The sequence below is a fragment of the Pedobacter sp. Hv1 genome (genome assembly GCF_001412215.1).
Classification (GTDB): Bacteria; Bacteroidota; Bacteroidia; order Sphingobacteriales; family Sphingobacteriaceae; genus Pedobacter.
In genome coordinates, this window is the sequence record NZ_LLWP01000004.1 from 425,769 (window position 1) to 446,150 (window position 20,382).

A 20,382-nucleotide genomic window follows, 5' to 3' on the forward strand; every position below is an offset into this window, starting at 1 on the left:
AACAGAAAGAGTGTAAAAATTTGAGTTAGATTAAAATCAGATCATTTGAAAGAACAGATGGATTTTATACAACTAAGGGTTGCAAAATCCAAATAAATTATTAAATTTACTAAAAATATCGAACATTATTACTAATTGTGGCATTTTACGGAGTAAAGCAAGGTGTAATGATTTATTAAGGGTTTCAAAATTCGAAAGAAAAAAGATAATCATAAATAGAGTTAAGTACGTTCAATTGACGCCATATTTTTAACTACGGTTAAAGATAAGGTTAAACGGAGAGCCAAATCGAAAGAGGAGGGTCTCCGTTTTCATTTATAGCCAATTTATTGCCAAATAAACTATAATCTTTAAATGCTAAACATTAATTTTAAGCATTATGGCAAAGAAAGAAGATCAGACCTCAAAAAAGATATTTGTTTTAGACACATCCGTTATTTTATATGATCACGATGCTGTAAATAATTTTCAGGAACATGATGTAGCCGTTCCTATTTTAGTATTAGAAGAACTAGATAATTTTAAAAGTGGCAATGATACCCGAAATTTTGAAGCCCGAAATTTTATACGGTTAATCGACCTCGCTTCTAAAAATAACCTGATCAATAAATGGTTTACCTTAAAGAAAAATAGCTTAGGCAAGTTTAAAGTAGTTTTAGATGAAAATCCGAAAAAAGTCAATGCAGAGAAGCTCTTTGGCGATGGGAAATTTGACAATCGGATTTTAAACTCTGCACTTGTTTTAAAAGAACAACATAAAGACCGTAAAGTGATCCTCGTTTCGAAGGACATTTGCCTACGCTTAAAAGCTAAAGCACTCGATCTACATGCTGAAGATTACGAAACAGGTAAGATTAAAAACGCAGATGAACTCTATACCGGAAAAACAGAACTGCTAGACTGTCCAGTTGAAATTATAGACGACCTCAAGAAAAATAAAGTTGTTGATGCTACTGCTTTAACACTTCCTTATACCGACTCTAACCATTTTTACTTTTTAAAAAACAAGAAAAAAAACATTACCGCTTTCTATAGTGTAATGGATAAAACCTTAAGGAGTGTAGACCAAAAGCCAATTTTTAACATTTTCCCTCGCAATGCCGAACAATCTTTCGCTATTGATGCCCTTTTAAATCCAGACATTAAACTGGTTACCATACAAGGCAATGCAGGCACCGGAAAAACATTATTGGCATTGGCAAGTGCATTAGAGCAACGTAAAGATTTTAGACAGATCTATATTACCAGACCAATTGTTCCGTTGAGCAATAAGGATATTGGTTTTTTACCGGGTGATGTAAAGGCAAAGGTTGATCCTTACATGGCGCCAATATGGGATAATTTGAAGTTCATTAAAGAACAATTTGCCCAAGACGATAAAATGATCTTCAAAATTGATGAACTGATCCGTACAGAAAAGATTGAAATTGCTCCATTGGCATTTATAAGGGGAAGAACGATTACCAAAATCTTTTTTATCATAGATGAAGCCCAAAATTTGACACCGCATGAGATCAAAACCATTATTTCGAGGGCTGGAGAACATACCAAAATTGTATTTACAGGTGATATCTATCAAATTGACACCCCTTACCTCGACTCGGAAAGTAATGGTTTATCTTATCTGATAGAAAATGCGAAAAAACATCCATTGTACGCCCACATTACCTTACAAAAAGGAGAGCGAAGCGAATTGGCCAATCTGGCAACCGAACTGCTGTAATTAAGAGTGATGTTTCTTTAAAGCTTGTCTACAAATGAGGATGGCGATGCAAGTTAAAAATGCACCCATCATAAATGGAGCACCCGGGAAATAAATTGGCGCATTCTTTTGTGTAAAAAAGAAAAACAGATAGCTCATTAACAATGGCCCAATAATACTGGCCAAACTCATAAAACCTGTCATTATGCCTTGTAGTTCGCCTTGTTCATTTGCTGCTACCTGAGTTGATACAATGCCTTGTATGGCCGGTCCAGTAATCCCTGCCAGTGCATAAGGTACAATAAAAGCATACATCATCCAGCCATGGCTAGCAAATGCAAATGAGATAAAGCCAATCACATATAAGGTTAAACCCATAAGGATTGACTTTTTATTTCCAATTTTTGGAATGATCAACCTTATTAATCCCCCTTGTACAATGGCCACCGTAATGCCTACAAAACCTATTGAATAACCAACATCTCTACTATTCCAACCAAATTTCTCGAGGGTGTAATAAGACCAGACCGATTGTGTAGCCTGGGCCGACACATATAAAATGAATAGAGAAATCAATAATCCCAATAGGGCAGGGTAACGTTTAACTTGTTTCAAAGCACCAATCGGATTTGCCCGTTTCCAATCAAAATTGCGTCTATTTTCTTTCTTTAATGATTCTGGCAAGATAAAATAACCATATAACCAATTTAAAAGAGAAAGACCTGCAGCAATCATAAATGGCACACGAACACCATATTGACTAAACAAACCACCAATTACAGGACCAATAATAAAACCAACGCCAAAGGCCACACCAATTAAACCAAAGTTTTGGGCCCGTTTTTCTGGCGGACTAACATCAGCAACATAAGCAGAAGCAGTAGTAATACTAGCACCAGAGATCCCCGCAAGTATCCTACCTACAAAAAGCCATGCAATGGTAGGTGCAAATGCTAGAAAAACATAATCGACACCAAGGCCAAAAAGCGAAATCAATAAAACAGGTCTTCGGCCAAGCTTGTCGCTTAATGCTCCTAAAATTGGTGCAAAAATAAACTGCATAATAGAATAAGCAATCAATAACCAACCGCCATATTCTGAAGCCTCACTTAAGGTAACACCTGTTAACTCCCTTATTAAGTCGGGCATAATAGGAATAATTACACCAAAACCAATACAATCAATTAAGATGGTAACTAAAATAAAAGCAACGCCTGAGTTTTTCTTTTCGTTCATATGTTTAAGTTGGCAAATGTAAATTAATTTAAATGAATGAATACGAGTTGTTTAAAATAGTTCGGGAGTTTGATGGACAAAGGTGAATCCTTCTTTCAATTTACCTAGCCTAAATTCATTCACAATTTCGTGGGCCATTCTGGTGGGCTCAGGTATCCTATATTTTCCAATACATTTTTTCATTACGGCTAAGCTTTTTGGCAAACTCAAACCATAGCCAGGAGAAATATAAACTGGTTGGGTATGGTCTTTTGTACGTAAAGCATAACCGATATGCGTTTTTGTATATTTTTCATGAACTAAACATGCTGAGTATTTCGCGGCAGTTGGTTCTTCGTAAAACCCGTAAAGTGAGCTTTTAGCACAACCAATAGTTGATGTAGCAGTTAAAACCCCGAAATGAGCAGCAATACCCATTCTGCGAGGGTGTAAAATGCCCTGACCATCTAACACTACTAAATCTGGTTTGGCCAAGATCAATTGCCAAGCTTTAATTAATGCAGGCACCTCTCTAAAGCCCAAAAAACCAGAAACATAAGGAAATTCGGTTGTAGCAGTAGTTAAAGCATATCCTTGCAATACCATTTGTGGATAGCTCAATATCACGATAGCTGCATATAAGGTATTGCTATTTTTATTAAAAGAAATATCTGCACCAGCAATGGTTTGAATAGCTTGATCGTCTGGCACTTCAAACTTTAATTGTTTGCGAAACTCTTCTTGCATTACGATGGCTTCGGCAATGGTAACTTTATCGTAATTGATCATTAAAATAAGGTAAGTTGTTTAACAATTGGTGGTTTAGCCTTTCCAAATACAGTTCGGCCTTCATATTTCCAAGAATCTGCCCTTTCTTTTTCAATCAACTCTTCGAAATTGCCATTGGGCACAAAATCTTGTTCTACACGTTCAGCCACCTGATATAAAGACTGAATGGCTTTGAGTTTATCCGAATTGCCCAATTTAGACCTATGAATGGCATTTTGTAAAGTTTGGATGGTTTCATCATAAACTTTTAAGGGAACAGGAAAGGGGTGACCATCTTTTCCACCATGTGCAAAAGAGAAGCGGGCAGGATCTTTAAATCTAGCTGGGCTTCCATAAATGACCTCGCTAACCAAAGCCAATGATTGTAATGTTCTGGGACCTAAACCCTCTAGTAACAATAACTCTTCAAAATTGGAAACATTTTGTTCCTGCGCCAGCCAGAGTATCGCACCTAAACGTTTCATATCCACATTTTCGGCTCTTACATCATGATGAGCAGGCATTTTTAGTTTCTTTAGCTCTTTGATCATTTGCTCAGGTTGAGCTGAAGTAATACTTAAGATCGAAGTTTTTAAAGGCTGGGCCTCTTGCGCTGTTAAGTTTAAGATTTGCCCCCTGTTTTGCCCATAAATAAAAGTATGTGGTTCTTCTGTAAACGATTTTAAACTGGGCGAATGCCAATGGTAACGTCTGGCTGTAGCATTTACATTGCTCATGCCTTGCTGTATAACAGTCCAATTACCCTCATTACTGATGATAAAATTATGTTGATAGAGCTGAAATCCATCTTGAATTGCCGTATTGTCTACTTTTGCGCTGAGCTTACTGCATTTAACCAATGCAGCGGCATCCAAACTATTTAATTCAGCATAGCGGGTAAGTTCTATTGGCGTTTGTGTAGATTGTTTTCCTTTACCACCACAGATAAAAATACCAAATTCTTTAGCGTAAGGATTGATGTTTCTTTTGAGGGCGCCCATTACTGCGGTAGTAATTCCAGAAGAATGCCAATCCATTCCCATTACTGCACCCAAACTCTGGAACCAAAAAGGATCGCTGAAACGAGTTAACAATTCATTTTTACCTTTATTGGATAGAATTTCTTCTACTATGGCCAAACCTAGCTTACCCATTCGCTCTGCAAGCCAAAGCGGAACATGGCCATAGTGTAAAGGTAAATCTGCAGTTCCAGTATTTTTCATTTTACTAACAAATTTAGTAAAATGAAAAATACAATACAAACAATTACTAAAACTTTTATTAAATAATTGAATACAGTATCAATAAGTCTTATACTTGTTCGCAAACAGGTAGCGAGACCTTAATTCCTTTAATGGTTTCTTTCCTCGTTTTGGTTTTTTCTGGTAATTTAATAAAGCTGATACCCAATGTTACTGCAAGTAAAGCAATACTCATCCACACAATCTGATGGATGCCATATTGTGCAATTACAAAACCACCCAGAAAAGCACCCAGAGAAATCCCGATATTGTAACAAGAGGTTAACAAGCTATTCACAAATTCTAAAGCGCTATGTGGCACAGCCTGCGTAGTACGGATATTTGGCACCAAAAATCCGCCAGTATGTATCAATCCCCAAAAAGAAAGGATAATTACCATCGGTTTAAAAATGTCTCCAAAGTAATAGGCGAGGGTCTGGGTTAAGATTAGGAGTATAAAAAACACTCTAGTGGCCACCTTTATATTTTTACTCAAAGCAATACCTGCAAGCCAATTGCCTAAAATCCCCATTGCACCAAATAACAGCAACATCATGCTAATTTGAACCCCGTTCATGTGGGTAATTTTTTCAAGGTAGCCAGCTAAGTAACTATAACTCGAAAACATGGCAGCAAGTGTAAGAATAGTGGAAAGCAGGTTAAGCCACAATTGTGGATCTTTGAGCACAAACATTTGACTTTGTGCTGCTTTCTCTTTACTAGCTGGCATATTAGGTACTAAAAATGCTAAACCTAAAAAGGCGATGAGGCTGATAAAGCTGGCCAAGAAAAAGGATGCCTGCCAATTGTTGAAAAACTCGGCTGCATAGGTGGTAATTGGTACTCCTAATACTGTAGCCAAACTCAGTCCGGTCATTACAATAGAAACGGCCTTGGCACCACCTTGTTTAAATGCTACTGCCAGAGAAATATTCCAAAATAAAGGGTGTAAAAATGCAGGTAAAATTCTTGCAATCATCAATACAGTAAAACTGGTTGCAAAAGCTGAAAGCAAATTAGATAAGATAAATACAGCTAATACCAAACACAACAATAGTTTACGGTTAATTTTAGCAGTAAGTGCAGTGATAAAAGGGGAGAACACGGCAACAGTAAGCGCAAAGGCACTTAGCAACCATCCGGCAGTATCCATAGATACTTTGAACTCTCTACTAATGGTAGGTAGAATCCCGATGACGCCAAATTCGGTAGTAATGATGCCGAAAGCACCTAATGCAAGAATGTAAATTGATTTTTTCATTTGTGGTTTCTAAAATTCTATTTCACAAAAATGAACAGAATAATTCTATTATATCAGTATATTTTAATGATAATGTAGTAAATTTGCTGCATGACAAAAGAAAACATACACCGATTGGTAGACGTAGAATACTGTAAAACAGCGCAATGTCCGGTAAAAGATGTGCAACTTTCTTTTTTTCAAATGGTATACGTGATCTCAGGTTCAGGATTTTTAAAAATAAACGACAACAGGGTAGATTACAGTACTGGCAGTTTGTTATTGCTTACACCCAATGACCTTCACAATTTTGAAATTTCCAATACAACTGAGTTTTTGTTCGTGAAATTTAATGAACGCTACATCAGAGAATACAAATGGAAAAACATCAATTGTATTGAATGTTTATTGTACCATTCGTCGCATTTAATGGGTTGTATCCTAAAAAATAAAGCTGATGTAGTTTTGGTAAACTCCATTATAGATTCGCTCTTACATATCATGCAGCACAATGATGTGTACAACGAAGATTTAACCTTGCATTATGTGAATGCTTTAATTGTAATTGCAGCAAGAAATATATCAAAGATGAGGCCTGCACAAGCTGTTATCAATCCAGACAAGCGTTTTTTAGCGATTATAGACTATATTCAATCGAACATCTATGAGCCACAACGCCTAAAAGCCTCAGTAATTAGTACAGAATTTGCTTTTTCTGAAACTTATTTGGGCAGTTACTTTAAAAAACAAAGTGGAGAAACTATCCAACATTTTATTTCAAACTATAAAATGAGATTGATAGAACACCGATTGCGTTTTAGCGACAGGCGAATAAATGAAATTGTTGACGAATTTGGTTTTGCCGACGAAAGTCATCTGAATAAATTTTTCAAAAAACGCCACCAAATGAGCTTAACAGAGTTTAGAAAATTAACACCAATATGTGCTGTTGCCAATTAATTATTAATATAGCAGTGGTTTGTCTTTTTTTTGGATGTTTACCTTTATTGATAATATTTTTTTTGCGTGAGGGATAGCAGCGGTTACCCCACAGCGAGGCACGAGCGAGGAGTAATAGCGCATAGCCCGACCACTGCCCTGCACCAACACTCATTTTTGCAAACACGGGCAGGGCAGGGGCACGCCCTAATTATTAACAATGGGCCTTAACAAAAAAGAACTGTGGCTAAACCATAGCACAAGGGTGATATACAATCTTGTTAATATTTCTATATTCCCTATAAATCTAACTTCTTCTTAAAAATCGATAAAATACACTACCCAGAATAACCATGGCTATTAAAGGCACAATATAACTGTTTAAAGGACATTCTACTATGGTAACACATACCGCATTGTGGATTTTGCTTTGTCCATGTATCAAACATCCACCACTATATGAGGTTTGGTAACAGATATCTGTCCGTTCAGTAATTTCGCCAAAATTCTCATATATGGGCAGATTCTTAATTTTAAGCTCTTTACCATCAGGGTTGGTCATAGCGATCTGGTAAATTTTACCATTGCTATCCATACAACCTCTTCCATTTATAGCGGGCATCGCATATGTTTTCATCAAACACATGCCCATCATCACCAATATTAAAAACTTCTTGTTCACGTTTTATTGGTTAGCCTATTTTCGGTATTGCCTTAATCTAAATGTAAGGATGAGTCCTTTGCATCTTTCTTATTATTTTTTCTCACTAATGATCTTGCAGCCACTCCTCCAACCAACACAACCATTAGCCAACTATAGTTATCAAGAGGTAGGTTACAAGGTTTATTGGTGTACTCTATTGTTCTACCCGCTTGATATGGATAACTAGGGTCGTTATTGTAACGAACATAACAACTCCCTTCTGCACCAGTTACTGTAAGACAGTAGGTTGGATTAGCAAAAGTTTCACCTTGCCAATCTGAAGTAAATCGAAATTGAGGTTTACCATTATAAGTACCAATCTTTATGTAATAGGTATAACCATCATCGGTGGGGTTGCCATAAAAACCGCAACCTTCGGCGGCACTGGCACTACTAAATAGCCCCATAGTTAGTATGGCAACTAAAGCGAACTTTAGTATTGAAATATTTAATTTGTTCTTTTTAAAAGTTTTCATCAGTTCAAGAGAAATTGGTTGTATTTGTGTATATCTTAATTTATACCTCAAAATTAGGTCTAAGGGCAAGGCCATGAAACAGAAAATAGGCAGAAAGGCCATAACTTGCGATGAAATACATTATACTTTGTTTGGATTTTCTTTAAAAGCAACCTTTAAAATTCCACAAAATATATCCTTACAGATTATTGAGGTACATTATCTTCAAAATCTGCCTTACTCACAGCGGTGCCTATGTAACTGAAAAAGGGTATGTGTTGTCCCAAATAATTAGTAACAAATAAAAGCTATATTTAAAGGCAATTAATCATTGATATGAGCTAATTGAACGTCATCAACTTATTTGCAAATTAAACCCATTGTGTATTTATCAAAGCATTTTTCATTGTCCATTTTAAAATATAAATCCCATTTTATACAGCTCAGTATAACTTTATGTTTGATGCTATTTATTGTTTCTTGTGATACACCTACAAAAAAACATAGTAGGGGTGGATCGGTACAATTCAATCAAGTGCTAAAAGAAGTAGCTACTCAAAAGTTGTCCAATGCTGTATTGGTTGCTCGAGTAGATTCAGCATTTAACAATATAGGTGCTCCCACACCAGAAGAACAGTGCAGGAGATACCAATTTAAAAACAGCCATTTTGTAGGGAATGAATCTTCAGCTACAGTTTATTTAGATAGCATTATTTTAATCGTTGAAAAAAGCAAGTTAGAATTAGACTTATCAGATATCTACTGTGATGCTTTGTTAAGTAAGGGCGATTCTCTAATTAAAAAATTTGATTATAAGGGTGCATCAAAGTACCTGTACAAAGCGGAACAAAATATCAAAAAGACAAATAATTACTGTCTTTATGCCAGTTTTAATATCAGGCTGGCAGATATCGAATACCGCCAGCAACAGTATCTAAAATCAATTGAATACAATAAAGCCGTTTTGTATGATTTTGATCAATGTAAGGATAAAACATTTATTAATCATCATTATTATACGGCCACTTTGGATAACATCGCCTTATGTTTTGATAAATATGGGAAGCTAGACAGTGCAATCTATTATTTTGATAGGGCCCTGGCTTATATTAGTAGTTATGAAGACAAGTTTCCGGCAGAAAAAAAGCATATGGAGATGTCAAAGGGTATCATCTATGGTAATATGGGTACCATTTATAATAAGATGAAGAAATTACCTGAGGCCGAAGCACTCTATAAAAAGAGTATTGCTATCAACTCCAAAGAAGGTTATGAAAATGCTGATGCTTTGCTTACCCAAATCAAGCTTGTTGAACAGTACATGAGTATTCCTAATTTAAAGGAAGCAAAAATCTTATTAGAGGCGATTCGTCGAAAAATTTCATCTTTACCTGTAACTTTGTATATACCTAATATTAAATTAAGGTTTTATAAGATAGAGGCTGCTTACAACGAAGTTACAAATGACCACAAAGAGGCCAATAAGTATTTAAGATCTTATATTGCCCTAAGGGATACTGTTATTCTTACTAATAAAGATCTTATCCATACGAATTTCGAAAAAGACTTTACTGACCTTGAACAGAAACAGTCTCTTTCTCTCTTAAAAAAAGAAGCCCAAATTAAAACATTATATCTCAGTATTGCGATCATTTTTATACTACTTTCTGTAGTTATTATGTCGATAATCTGGTATAACAGAAAGCGATTGAAACAATTGAACATCAGGATATCAGCTCAAAATTCTGATATGCAGAAGGCATTATTAGCCCTACAACAAAGTCAAGATGAAAATACCCGCTTAGTGAAAATCGTAGCACACGATTTACGTAGCCCAATGGCCATTACCATTAGTATTGCAGACATAATGTTGGCTGATGATAGTGTTAAAAAACCTGATAAAGAGTTGCTCGACTTGATAAAAACAGCCAATTATACTTCTTTAGAAATGATAGCAGATCTATTAAATATGAATACCACAAAAGAGGGACTTAAAATTGAGCCTGTCGAAATTCATAATCTGCTTCGATATTGTGTTGATATATTCAGCTTTAAGGCCGCTGAAAAAAAACAAAGGATTAGTTTACAAACACAACCGGCCACATTGAAACTTAATCGAGAAAAAATTTGGCGGGTAATGAATAACTTGATTACGAATGCAATTAAATTTAGCGCAGAGAACACTCAAATAGATTTAGCGATGAGCGTTGAAGAAGATTATATACTAATAAAGGTAAAAGACCAGGGCATTGGCATTCCTGAAGAGCTAAAAAATAAAGTATTTGATCTATCTACAGATGCCAAACGTTTAGGTACCTCAGGCGAACTTTCTTTTGGTTTAGGACTTTCTATTGCCAAGCAAATTATTGAGGCGCATGATGGTAAAATATGGCTTGAAAGTGAATTGGGTAATGGCACAACTTTCTTTATTAAACTTCCCATAACTACTTAGGCTTTAGCCCGAAGCGCCGACACAATATAATTATAGTTAATGAACATCAGTGCGGTAGATTTCTGCAGATCTGCCTAATGCGCAAATGGCTGGAAGATTTTTGAATTATTTTAAATAAGTTAGGTAATGAATAAATTCGTAGATTAACTTTCTAAGATGGTAGTAGAAAATCTATGTACCATCTCAAGTAGCAGACAATGGGATTAACAAGAAGAAAATTTATTAAAGGTGGTATTCTTGTGGCATTTTGTGCCTTAATTGCTGACATGTTCTGGGTAGAAAAATTTTTCATAGAAATAAACGAATTCTTTTTCGACAAAGCAACTAAAGAAACTGAAAACATAAAACTTGTACAGCTTTCTGATTTACATCTGCAGTCGCTTAATTATCAATTGAGACGGTTAACTGCTCAACTTAATAAGATGCAACCAGAACTGATCTTAATTACTGGAGATGCGATAGATAAGGCAGAGCATGTTCCATTATTGAATGAATTTTTGAAGCTGATTGATAAAAACATTCAAAAAGTGGCAATTCTGGGGAATTGGGAATACTGGGGCAGTATAGATTTAAATGAACTGAAAAAAGTTTATGAAAACAACAATTGTACATTACTCGTTAACCAAACTGTAAGTTACGCTTTTAGAAACAGAACAATTTCAATAACCGGCGTAGATGACTTTATTGGAGGTAAACCAGACTTTACTGCTGCCATAAAAGAATATAGAGAAAGCGATTACCACATTATTTTGAACCACTGCCCACAGTATAGTGAGCAAATTTCTGCACAACTTGCCAATAACATGAAAGTCGATTTTATCCTTTCTGGACATACACATGGTGGCCAATTCAACTTTTTTGGTTTCATTCCATTTTTACCGCAAGGCAGTGGCAAATATGTTAAAGGTTGGTATAACGATAATATACCTAAACTTTATGTTTCAAAAGGCATTGGCACGAGCATTTTCCCTGCAAGATTTGGGGCAAGGGCCGAAATCGCTATATTTAATTTAGAAAGAGGTTAATAGCCGTCTTGACAAACTCTTATAACATTGATAACAAACGGTTTGCTGACAGCCAAACTACTATAAAAAAGATTTATACATTTTGTCTTATAATGTATTGCATTATGTTAACGTAGCTGCCCTTTAAAGTTGTTCTTTATTGCCCCCGAAGATAAGTTCTCCTGCGTGAGGGATAGAAGCGGGTAGCCCACAGCCATGAGGCACGAAATGGCGAGGACTACAAGCGGATAGCCCGACCCCTGCTCATGTGAAAACTTACCTGCAGTACAAACATTAAAAGGGCAGGGGGCACGCCCAAATTATTAACAATGTGCCCGTTACCATGTGCAGTAATAACGTTATGCCAAGCCCCGTGGCTCCGCCATGGGGCTTGGGTGTTGGGGAAGTTTAATAGAACAAACCAATTTCTGACATTATGACGCAATTTTAATCATGGAACATAATTTGATAACATACTAGTATTGAGTTTTTTTGTCAAGCGACGGCGCAAGTCATCAATTGGCACGATTGCCCGAGTCCTCTCAAACCTGTTATGGTGGCTGCAAATGATTTGCTTAGTCATAAAGGTCATGGGGGCTGTGTCTAGATGTAATGCTGTCACACTGACATATATTTTGTCAATCTAAGACGTTACACTAAGATTTTAGGTATGTTGATTTTATGCTAGATAAATTAGCCTCGGAAGAATTTTTGCTTCAACAAGCATGGCAGAATATAAATAAAGGTAACCCGGAGTCGTTTGGTATATCTGGCGAAAATATTGATCAATACCGAAAAAATCTTCATACAAAAATACCCGCCCTTGCAGACCGCTTAAAAAATGGTAAGTACGATTTTTCTCCAACCAGGGCATATGCTATTCCGAAGGATAATGGCAAATTCCGGCCACTCCAGATACCAGAAGTAGAAGATAGAATTGTATTAAAAGGTATTGCAATATTACTGGAAGAACATCTTCAAAAAGAATTAGAACAAAGTAAGAATGTAAGCTTTGCCTATCAAAAGGGGATAGGCGTTCAAAAGGCTATTGAGGCCATGCAACAATACTATTCGGAAGGTTACAAAGTGGTATTTGAGGCCGACATTATCAATTTCTTTCCCACTGTAAACAAAGAACAGTTATTACTTGATATTTTCCCCCATTTGCCCGATACCAGTATAAATGAGCTTATCCGCAGTGGTATAAGTCAGCCGGTTGGTGGTTTGGATAAAATTAAATCAGAACACCATCCACTATTTACTACAGGTGGCATTCCACAAGGCAATGCACTATCTCCGTTGTTTTCTAACTTTTTCTTACGAAGCTTCGATGCACGAATGGTAAGCCAAGGGTTTAAGCTCATTAGGTACGCAGACGATTTCATTGTGATGTGTAAAGACGAAAATGAAGCTCTGCGGGCACACAAAGTTTCTCTAGAGGTTTTGGAAGATCAACTCGGGTTGAAATTACATGCCTTAAGTAGCGAAGCAGGAGCCAAAACACGAATTGTTGCACCTGCTCCAGGCATTGATTTTTCTTTTCTTTCTGTAGCGTTTGATGGCGACAAGATTTTTCCGAGCCGAAAAAGTGTAAATCGATATATTGATACTATACGCAAACTATGTAACGCCCCTAAGGTTAAAGATGTATACACCTTATTGCTCAAGCTACGCAATTCGCTCGATGGTTGGGTTTCTACCTACTCTTATACGGATCTGAAAAGATATTTCGATGAAATTGATTCAGAAATGGATCAAGGCTTATTAAATGGATTAGAACGTCTCAATTGGGTATTTTCTACAAAATCAAAGGGAAGAGTCAAAGGGAAATTCAGAAAGAAAGACAAATCGGGTAATTTATTAGGTAGTGGGCAATGTTTATCAAAACTGCAGCGCCAAAACTCAGGGGTACCATTTTGTGATGATATTCTAAAATTGAGACGACCTCCAATAGACCCTACTATTTCTCACGTATAAAGGTGGAAAGGAACAATCGAAAATATTATATTGGATAGCTTACCTGGTTAAAGAAGGATGTATCTACGAATTTCCATTCTCCATTTTCTTGCCCCAAAATCAGGTTCTCTTTCTTTTCGTTCTGATAAATCATCCTTAGTTTTAGATCGAGCTTGTACTTCTTTTGCTCAAACTCAAAACATACATCAATAAATACTTCCGAAATCGCCGGAGCACAATCTATCACCTTCTTTAGTTCAAAGCTTTTAAGCAACTTGCCATCAAAGAAACCTCTTACTTTGGCCGCTTCTTTGCTAAGAACTACGTCTTTTGCATAATAGCTTACCTGCTTTGCCATTGCACCATAGTTCTTTTTCTGCCAATGATGCATAAATTTTATGGCGTCGCTTTCAGGAGTAAACTCCTCGTAATCGCCTACATTACCACTTGCAGGTATATCCGTACCTACTATCAGGTTCCTCGGCTTCCAGTTATCTATAAGCCTTTTGCCCTCGTCTATCTTCTCCCTGTGCTTTTGAAATTCTTTTGAAACATTTGTTAGGTTTTCCAGTATTTCTTTAAGGCTTGATTCTTTTTCTTCTTCTTTTTTGGGAGGCGTTTTCTTACCATCTTTCAGGGCCTTTGCCCAATCGTTTATGGCCATTAGTGCGGCCCAACATTTACCGGCTACAAACTTGTTTGCGTAAGCAATATCCCTGCCATGCAGAATTCCATTGCGGTAGGGAAGACGTATTTCTTCCTCGTTGGTCTTATTTCTTCCCTTGTTGAAAATGTCTCTAAGCTTAGTAAGGCCAGAGCTATGGGCAGCAATAGAATCCCAAGCAGTAAGGTCGGTACTTTCTGTAAAAAAGCCTTTGTTTTTATCTATATCGTTTACACCGCCGTCAATAATCATCAAGATCAATGGAACTGCGGCATGAAACCTTTTTGCTATAGTATCTTCGTAAGCCAGCCTGATAAGTGGATAGCGTGGGTAAAACTCTTTGGTGCCTTTAAGCTGATGAGAGAGGTGTTTAAGAACGTCAGAAGTGTAGTAATCCGCAAGTTTCTCTTCGGCCGCTGCAATGTCGTTGTTCTTGGCTAAAGCTATGCATTCCAACATCAGGTCGTGGTTTATCGATTCGTGGGCTATCCATCCCAGCTCGCTAAACAAACTATTGAACTCGTCTGGACTTTTGGAAAGCGCTTTAAACTGTTGTTCAATATTATCCATACCTGCAAACAGTTTTGAGATGTCCTTTGCATCCTTGCTAAAGGGTGAAAATAAAGACGCAATCTGTTTTATGGCTTTAATGCTTTTAATGTTTTTGTCAAATTTTTTAAATGACGAGTTGTCTTCGATTTTGTCGCTCATACTATTTTAGGGTTAGCAGATTAGGCTTGCTAAAGTCAAACATGTGCTTGTAGCGACTAGAGCTGATAGACGTTCGCAGTTTTATCTGCTCGGCCAGTGTAATGCCGCCTTTCCTTTCTGGAAAGAGGTTGCGGTTCTCTATTTCTTGCGCAATCTCCTCGAATGTGGAGGTTCTGTTTTGTTTACCCAATAAGACCACGGCCACAGCTTCATGGAGTTTTAGCAAATTCTTCATGGTTGTATTTTATGCCTATGGTACACGTAAAAATTTGCCTGGTCAAGAACATTATCGTAGTGCAATATTTTTACACCATTTATGTTTTTTCTCTTCAGTCTATAAGTCTTGGGCGTAAAATCCTTTCTCTTTCCTGCCACTACAATATAATGTATCCTTGTCTTGTCCAGTTCGTAAAACTCTTCGGGCAAATCAACGTCTGGGTTTTTGTATTTCTTAAACACGTTCTTTAAGCTCGAAAAATTACTCTCAAGCCATAGGTCCCAATCTTCAATCTGTTTAATACCGTTGCGAAATGCCACACCCAAATTGCCATCCTTTAATGTTATATCGGCATTGGGGCTTTCGAACTCGATAAAGATAAACTCATAACCACCAGAGTTTTTGCCCACTAATAGAAAATCGACAATGTAGTTGGGAGGAAGTGCAAATTCCCGGAACAGGTAGGCTTCATGGTTTCCGGTATAGAAATCCATAAGCAGGCTTTCGAGTATAAAGTAGCTTTCGGTTGTGCGGATATAGTTCAGTATATCACGTTCGGTCGTTTCTTCAGCCTCTACCAACGCTGCAAAACCTTCAAGCTTTTGCCCGATGACCTTGCCATGCTTCTCAAAATCAAACAGAATATGGTTGTTGGGAAACAACGAACTATAATTGTAATAGGCATTTGGCAACATTTCGTGATAGCGGATAAACTCTGCACCATCTAACCCACCATCATTTTTTTTAAGCGCTTTCTTGTAATACTTTTCTGCTTTATCGAGCTGACTAATTTCGTTTGGGCTTAGTTCAAAATAGTTCCTTTGGTAGAGCATATCAATTGGAATTATTCATCAATTCGCTAAACGCAGCAAATGTGCTTATATAACTTGCAAATAATTCGTTTACAAGCCTTGAATTGGTTGTGAGTTTTCTATTCATTTCTACCTATTTTATTGCTTTCTTTATTCTTAGCTCATCGATTTATTTTTTGCTATACTCCTTACACCAATTTGTTATGTCATTATAATCTTTTAACTCTAATTCAAATTTCAAAGGTTTAACAAACTCTTGCGCATCCGGCGTAAAAGTTGAGGTTGTAACTAATAGCGCCTGATTATACCTTTCAGCCATTTTAACCCCATACAAACCCCTTACTAATTCAACGCCAACTTTATTATCTTCCTGATATCTTTTACATTCTACTATAAACATTTGATGTCCAAATGGACTTTTATACAATGCAATTATATCCTTTCCGCCATCACGTGTCTGAGGTGTCAAAGTAACATCGTATCCTTTGCTTCTAATAATTTCAGCAATTAGCATTTCAAACTTTCTGGCGTTAAGATGTCTAAGATATTCTGGATGCTTGGCTAAGTAAGAGATAAGTTCAGCGTTAATCTCATTTAAATCAATCTGTATCTGAGAAGCATTTTCTGCTTCACCAGCAGAAAAGAACTGTGGATAAACATCTTTTAGAGGGTTGTATTTTGAATAGCCTAGTGAGTTGTGACGATTTGTATATGGATAGCGCACTGAGCCCCTTGGACGTCTTTCTCCTACTGCCTGTTCTTCATTAATATTTAAGTGTGTTTGACAAAGAAAAGGACAGGTATAATCTTGCTCATAGAAAGTTGTAGGTCCAGAAGAATAATCATAAAAATCATACAAGACAACTTCATATTCTGCCGGATTTTCACATCCGTCTACAGAACAGGTCATTCCCGGTTGGTATTTATGCCTTTGGCTATAGTTTTCCATAAATTACTGAGCATTTTTTAAATATTCATCGGCAATTAAGGTTGCAAAAAGCCTTACCTCTTTTTGGTTTAAGAATGCTTCAAAATTAAAAAACCCATTAGCTGTGTCTGTTTTGTTTCTATAATTCTTTATAATAATCCCTTGCCATTCGTCTCCTTCTGCAACGGGTGTTATGTTCTGGTGGGCAATTGAGTTTCTGAACAACCTCAAGAGGTCGCCTTTCTTTTTCCTTTATTATTAAATTCGTGAGGAACGAATATTAATCCTATCAAGGAGTTCAATAGGTGTGTAAACTTATTAGGGCCACTAAAACTTGCAACATTTTGCTTTGTGCGCTCAATAAATTTAATGTCAAACTGATCAATTGTTGGATAGCCCATTTTAAATAATATTAGTATCTATTTTTTCTCCATCAACCGTTCCAACCTATCAATCATTTCCTTTTGCTGCGCTAGCATACGCTCATACAGCTCAACCATTTTATCAAGAGGGTTGAAATTGAAAGTAGGATATACATTCATTCCGTTTGATTGGTCATGCGTATTGAACGTATTAGAAATAACATTTACAACTTGTTCCTCATCAAAATTCTCGAAGGCTTCAACAGGTACTTTCAGTATGGCAGATACCTGCTTTAATATATCGGTTTCGATGGTTTCCTTTTGCTCCAGTAGCGATACTTTTTGTTGGTTCCAGTCGTAGCCCAGCTCAGAGGCCAGGGCATCCTGTTTCAGGCCCATCATTTCGCGGAAACGCTTAATGTTGCGGCCCTGGTGTATGTGCTTCGGGTTGGCGGTGTTTGTCATAATAAGGCAAATCTAAAATTTTTCTTCCGTGTAAATTACGGATTCCCGCAGTAAATTACCAGTAAAACAAATAAAAATATCAGCCAAAGTGCATTGGTATAATGCGGCATACAAGACCGTTACTTATAAACTGAAGATCAATCCTTTATGCAGCCGCGTTGATCGTTTTGTCCTATAATAAATATTATGTTAAGTAATAAATTTAGAACCAACCCTACACTGCCATAAATGCCTATTAAAATTCGTTAAGTTTTCGTTTTAAATCCTGAACTCTATCTAACCTATTTTTTCTGGTATAGATTTCTATGAGCAATTGAATGGTGTTCCGATCGTTAGGATTAATTTCTAATGCACGTAACAAAGTAAATTCTGATCGATTGATATAGGAAGTAAATTTCTGTTTGTTTTTTTGCTTTAAGGCATCATTTGAATAATTGACATAAACCAATCCTAATTGATAAAGTGCATCAAAATAGTTCTGGTCGATATCTAAAGCTTTTTTATAAGCTTGTTCTGCTGCTGTAGCATTATTGGATTGCGATTGCTGTAAATAACCAAATAAAAACAGCAATAATTTACTTCTCTTTTCTGTTGCTATAGAAGTTTCTATCACTTTCATGGCTCTATCGTATTTTTCATTATCGAGCAACAAATTGATGTAATCGTTAGTTAGAAATGGATGGTAAGGATTGAGTCTTAAACCATCATCCAATATTTTTATGGCTATCTCGCTTTCAAATTTAGAGGCATAAATATTGGCCATGTGCTGAAATACCACCGGATTTCTAATTCCATTTTCTTTAGCTCTTTTGAAATAGTTCAAGGCTTCATCATACGATTGGATATTTTGCGCACACAAAGCCACATTTATAGCTAAAGTTGTATCTGTAGGCAAATAGTCGCTTACTTGTTTCAATAGGTTAAAAGCTGTAAAAAAATCGTTTTGTTGGTATGCCCTATTTCCTTCTGTTTGTTTTTTGATGTTGATGTTGTAGGTTGATGCTTTGATTAAACCAGAATTGTCTTGAAATTTATCCAGTTTGCTTGCTTTATCAACAGCTTCTACAGCCAGATCGTAATATTTATCAGCATTAGCCACGTTATCATCAATAATGGCAACGTACGAACTCAAATAAGCTTTTGTTGCCCAGGTTTCTGGCCAATTTTTGGTTTTTTTATCATTTTGGGCCACTTCAATTGCTTTGATCCCCTCTCCTATAATGCTCAATTGTTTTTTAACATCGGCCTTAGCTGCAATGCTTGCTTGCAGTTTACCAACGCTATTTTGCGCCAATTGTACTTGCGATTTTTGCGCAAAAGCCTCAAAACCAAGCATAAAAACAAATAAAAGGGATATTCTATATTTCATGTACCAAGCTATTTAACACAAAAATAGTCAAAAAAAAAGAGGGATAATAATTACCCCTCTTTTTAAATCTATTCAATTGGTTTAGTTTGCTGGAATAGCATCCAATCTTTTCTTGATATCTTCGTAATTTGCAGTATCATTTTTGAAAGCGTAAATCTGTTTCAACGTTTCTAACGATGGTACAAATTTAGGATCGATTTCTAAAGATTTTTTATAGAAAGGTAAAGACTGATCAATTAATTCGGTCATTTTTGCAGTTGCTGCATTAAATTCTTTTACTTTTTTAGAATCTATCTTTTTTCTCTCATCTTGCATGTTCAATGCTTGTTTGTAATAGGTACCACCCATTAAGTAATGGTAAACTGCTTTATTTGGATCTTTAGCAATTAATTTGCTTAATGATTCTTGAGATTTAGCAATATCACCTTTGGCAATATAGATATCTGTTTCAGTACCAATAAAATCGCCATCTTCTGGGAATTTAACTAATGCAGCTTTTACCTCTGCCAAACCAGCAACAGTATCTTTTAGTTCTCTCAAGGTCATGTCTATAATTTCAGCATAAAGCGCTCTAGAGTCTGGAGAATTTAAGCTAATTACTTTTTTAAAGTGACCAATCGCTTTTGGATAATTTTTAACCAATTTAGCTGTAACACCAGCATTTAAATACATAGCAGTATCTTGAGGATTAAAAACAATCATTTGCTCAAATACATTTAATGCAGTTGGATAGTCTTTGCTCTTATAAGCTCTCATCCCTCTGCCAAAAACTGCATTACGAATATTGATTTCTGCAGTTGCAATATTGTCTTTGTCTGCATTTTTTGTATCTAATGCTTTTGCTTTAACAATTGCTTCTTCTGCAATTTTTTGCTTAGCCAATGAGTTTGCTTCACTTACAGTATCAGTTATTGCTATGGCCGAAGCAAATAAAGATCTATATACCCAAGCTTCTGGTAAATCTTTAGATTTTTCGTTGGCAATCGCTTTATCGGTATTCACCAATCCATCATTCAAAGCAGTCATTTTTTTATCATAAGCCTGACTTATCCCTGCAAATGCGAAAATGTTCCACTTCTTTTTTGCGTCTGCAACTTCACTCTTTTGAGCATTGGCAAATGTAGCACTACCTACAATCAATATACTTAAAAGTAATTTTTTCATGTTCTTTTTAATTTT

Annotated in this window: 20 protein-coding genes; 5 read left to right on the plus strand and 15 right to left on the minus strand. The window is 36.3% G+C overall.

The window, feature by feature from the left end; translation table 11 throughout:
* Positions 1-379 precede the first annotated feature (379 nt).
* Positions 380-1,723, plus strand: coding sequence for a PhoH family protein (locus tag AQF98_RS09700; protein ID WP_055131738.1), 1,344 nt, complete (start codon positions 380-382; stop codon positions 1,721-1,723).
* Here the strand turns inward: AQF98_RS09700 and AQF98_RS09705 are convergent, their stop codons facing one another.
* From AQF98_RS09705 to AQF98_RS09720, 4 genes are all read right to left on the minus strand, one after another.
* The gene (locus AQF98_RS09705; RefSeq protein ID WP_055131739.1) at positions 1,724-2,938 is read right to left on the minus strand and encodes a TCR/Tet family MFS transporter; all 1,215 of its coding nucleotides are present in this window, start codon (positions 2,936-2,938) and stop codon (positions 1,724-1,726) included.
* Between the two features lie 51 nt (positions 2,939-2,989).
* Entirely contained in the window at positions 2,990-3,706 is a 717-nt protein-coding gene (locus tag AQF98_RS09710; RefSeq protein ID WP_235524206.1) for an endonuclease V, read from the minus strand.
* Positions 3,706-4,908, minus strand: a complete 1,203-nt coding sequence (locus AQF98_RS09715; RefSeq protein ID WP_055131740.1) for a DUF763 domain-containing protein — start codon at positions 4,906-4,908, stop codon at positions 3,706-3,708. The genes AQF98_RS09710 and AQF98_RS09715 overlap by 1 nt, the downstream gene beginning before the upstream one ends.
* A gap of 88 nt (positions 4,909-4,996) precedes the next feature.
* Complete coding sequence (locus AQF98_RS09720; RefSeq protein ID WP_055131741.1) at positions 4,997-6,187, minus strand: MFS transporter; 1,191 nt, start codon at positions 6,185-6,187, stop codon at positions 4,997-4,999.
* A 90-nt stretch (positions 6,188-6,277) separates the two neighbouring features.
* Between AQF98_RS09720 and AQF98_RS09725 the strand changes: the two genes are divergently transcribed.
* The gene (locus tag AQF98_RS09725; protein ID WP_055131742.1) at positions 6,278-7,126 is read left to right on the plus strand and encodes an AraC family transcriptional regulator; all 849 of its coding nucleotides are present in this window, start codon (positions 6,278-6,280) and stop codon (positions 7,124-7,126) included.
* 286 nt (positions 7,127-7,412) lie between these two features.
* On the opposite strand, the gene AQF98_RS09735 is transcribed toward AQF98_RS09725, so the two are convergent.
* Positions 7,413-7,787: a hypothetical protein gene (locus tag AQF98_RS09735; RefSeq protein ID WP_152969686.1), complete on the minus strand. Its 375-nt coding sequence runs from the start codon at positions 7,785-7,787 to the stop codon at positions 7,413-7,415.
* Between the two features lie 32 nt (positions 7,788-7,819).
* Complete coding sequence (locus AQF98_RS09740; protein ID WP_152969687.1) at positions 7,820-8,284, minus strand: hypothetical protein; 465 nt, start codon at positions 8,282-8,284, stop codon at positions 7,820-7,822.
* Positions 8,285-8,726: 442 nt separating this feature from the next.
* On the opposite strand from AQF98_RS09740, the gene AQF98_RS09745 reads away from it, so the two are divergent.
* From AQF98_RS09745 to AQF98_RS09755, 3 genes are all read left to right on the plus strand, one after another.
* Positions 8,727-10,715 carry a tetratricopeptide repeat-containing sensor histidine kinase gene (locus AQF98_RS09745; protein WP_055131746.1) on the plus strand — a complete coding sequence of 663 codons (1,989 nt, stop codon included), beginning with the start codon at positions 8,727-8,729 and terminating at the stop codon, positions 10,713-10,715.
* A 197-nt stretch (positions 10,716-10,912) separates the two neighbouring features.
* Positions 10,913-11,740, plus strand: a complete 828-nt coding sequence (locus AQF98_RS09750) for a metallophosphoesterase (RefSeq protein WP_082434962.1) — start codon at positions 10,913-10,915, stop codon at positions 11,738-11,740.
* Positions 11,741-12,400: 660 nt separating this feature from the next.
* A complete protein-coding gene (locus AQF98_RS09755; protein ID WP_055131747.1) occupies positions 12,401-13,696 on the plus strand; it encodes a reverse transcriptase domain-containing protein in 1,296 nt (431 codons plus the stop codon).
* A gap of 25 nt (positions 13,697-13,721) precedes the next feature.
* On the opposite strand, the gene AQF98_RS09760 is transcribed toward AQF98_RS09755, so the two are convergent.
* The 9 genes from AQF98_RS09760 to AQF98_RS09795 form a co-directional block, all read right to left on the minus strand.
* A complete protein-coding gene (locus AQF98_RS09760; protein ID WP_055131748.1) occupies positions 13,722-15,050 on the minus strand; it encodes a hypothetical protein in 1,329 nt (442 codons plus the stop codon).
* Between the two features lies 1 nt (position 15,051).
* Positions 15,052-15,285 carry a hypothetical protein gene (locus AQF98_RS09765; RefSeq protein WP_055131749.1) on the minus strand — a complete coding sequence of 78 codons (234 nt, stop codon included), beginning with the start codon at positions 15,283-15,285 and terminating at the stop codon, positions 15,052-15,054.
* Positions 15,282-16,100, minus strand: coding sequence for a Shedu anti-phage system protein SduA domain-containing protein (locus AQF98_RS09770; protein ID WP_055131750.1), 819 nt, complete (start codon positions 16,098-16,100; stop codon positions 15,282-15,284). Before AQF98_RS09770 ends, AQF98_RS09765 begins: the two co-directional genes overlap by 4 nt.
* Before the next feature lie 148 nt (positions 16,101-16,248).
* On the minus strand, positions 16,249-17,028 hold the full coding sequence (locus AQF98_RS09775) for a restriction endonuclease (protein ID WP_055131751.1): 780 nt from the start codon (positions 17,026-17,028) through the stop codon (positions 16,249-16,251).
* Positions 17,029-17,031: 3 nt separating this feature from the next.
* On the minus strand, positions 17,032-17,238 hold the full coding sequence (locus AQF98_RS22360) for a HEPN family nuclease (RefSeq protein ID WP_255352926.1): 207 nt from the start codon (positions 17,236-17,238) through the stop codon (positions 17,032-17,034).
* On the minus strand, positions 17,235-17,408 hold the full coding sequence (locus tag AQF98_RS22435) for a HEPN family nuclease (RefSeq protein WP_161805860.1): 174 nt from the start codon (positions 17,406-17,408) through the stop codon (positions 17,235-17,237). Before AQF98_RS22435 ends, AQF98_RS22360 begins: the two co-directional genes overlap by 4 nt.
* Positions 17,409-17,426: 18 nt before the next feature.
* On the minus strand, positions 17,427-17,834 hold the full coding sequence (locus AQF98_RS09785) for a helix-turn-helix transcriptional regulator (RefSeq protein WP_055131753.1): 408 nt from the start codon (positions 17,832-17,834) through the stop codon (positions 17,427-17,429).
* Between the two features lie 235 nt (positions 17,835-18,069).
* Positions 18,070-19,203, minus strand: coding sequence for a lipopolysaccharide assembly protein LapB (locus AQF98_RS09790; protein ID WP_055131754.1), 1,134 nt, complete (start codon positions 19,201-19,203; stop codon positions 18,070-18,072).
* A gap of 81 nt (positions 19,204-19,284) precedes the next feature.
* On the minus strand, positions 19,285-20,367 hold the full coding sequence (locus tag AQF98_RS09795) for a lipopolysaccharide assembly protein LapB (protein WP_055131755.1): 1,083 nt from the start codon (positions 20,365-20,367) through the stop codon (positions 19,285-19,287).
* Positions 20,368-20,382: the final 15 nt, after the last annotated feature.

What these genes read in the sequence shown, in the direction of transcription:
- AQF98_RS09725 (WP_055131742.1), top strand. Translation starts at nt 6,278, where the DNA reads ATGACAAAAGAAAACATACACCGATTGGTAGACGTAGAATACTGTAAA.
- AQF98_RS09755 (WP_055131747.1), top strand. Translation starts at nt 12,401, where the DNA reads ATGCTAGATAAATTAGCCTCGGAAGAATTTTTGCTTCAACAAGCATGG.
- AQF98_RS09775 (WP_055131751.1), bottom strand. Translation starts at nt 17,028, where the DNA reads ATGGAAAACTATAGCCAAAGGCATAAATACCAACCGGGAATGACCTGT.
- AQF98_RS09760 (WP_055131748.1), bottom strand. Translation starts at nt 15,050, where the DNA reads ATGAGCGACAAAATCGAAGACAACTCGTCATTTAAAAAATTTGACAAA.
- AQF98_RS22435 (WP_161805860.1), bottom strand. Translation starts at nt 17,408, where the DNA reads ATGGGCTATCCAACAATTGATCAGTTTGACATTAAATTTATTGAGCGC.
- AQF98_RS09705 (WP_055131739.1), bottom strand. Translation starts at nt 2,938, where the DNA reads ATGAACGAAAAGAAAAACTCAGGCGTTGCTTTTATTTTAGTTACCATC.
- AQF98_RS09750 (WP_082434962.1), top strand. Translation starts at nt 10,913, where the DNA reads ATGGGATTAACAAGAAGAAAATTTATTAAAGGTGGTATTCTTGTGGCA.
- AQF98_RS09740 (WP_152969687.1), bottom strand. Translation starts at nt 8,284, where the DNA reads ATGAAAACTTTTAAAAAGAACAAATTAAATATTTCAATACTAAAGTTC.
- AQF98_RS09700 (WP_055131738.1), top strand. Translation starts at nt 380, where the DNA reads ATGGCAAAGAAAGAAGATCAGACCTCAAAAAAGATATTTGTTTTAGAC.
- AQF98_RS09790 (WP_055131754.1), bottom strand. Translation starts at nt 19,203, where the DNA reads ATGAAATATAGAATATCCCTTTTATTTGTTTTTATGCTTGGTTTTGAG.
- AQF98_RS09765 (WP_055131749.1), bottom strand. Translation starts at nt 15,285, where the DNA reads ATGAAGAATTTGCTAAAACTCCATGAAGCTGTGGCCGTGGTCTTATTG.
- AQF98_RS09720 (WP_055131741.1), bottom strand. Translation starts at nt 6,187, where the DNA reads ATGAAAAAATCAATTTACATTCTTGCATTAGGTGCTTTCGGCATCATT.
- AQF98_RS09795 (WP_055131755.1), bottom strand. Translation starts at nt 20,367, where the DNA reads ATGAAAAAATTACTTTTAAGTATATTGATTGTAGGTAGTGCTACATTT.
- AQF98_RS09785 (WP_055131753.1), bottom strand. Translation starts at nt 17,834, where the DNA reads ATGACAAACACCGCCAACCCGAAGCACATACACCAGGGCCGCAACATT.
- AQF98_RS09745 (WP_055131746.1), top strand. Translation starts at nt 8,727, where the DNA reads ATGCTATTTATTGTTTCTTGTGATACACCTACAAAAAAACATAGTAGG.
- AQF98_RS09710 (WP_235524206.1), bottom strand. Translation starts at nt 3,706, where the DNA reads ATGATCAATTACGATAAAGTTACCATTGCCGAAGCCATCGTAATGCAA.
- AQF98_RS09715 (WP_055131740.1), bottom strand. Translation starts at nt 4,908, where the DNA reads ATGAAAAATACTGGAACTGCAGATTTACCTTTACACTATGGCCATGTT.
- AQF98_RS09770 (WP_055131750.1), bottom strand. Translation starts at nt 16,100, where the DNA reads ATGCTCTACCAAAGGAACTATTTTGAACTAAGCCCAAACGAAATTAGT.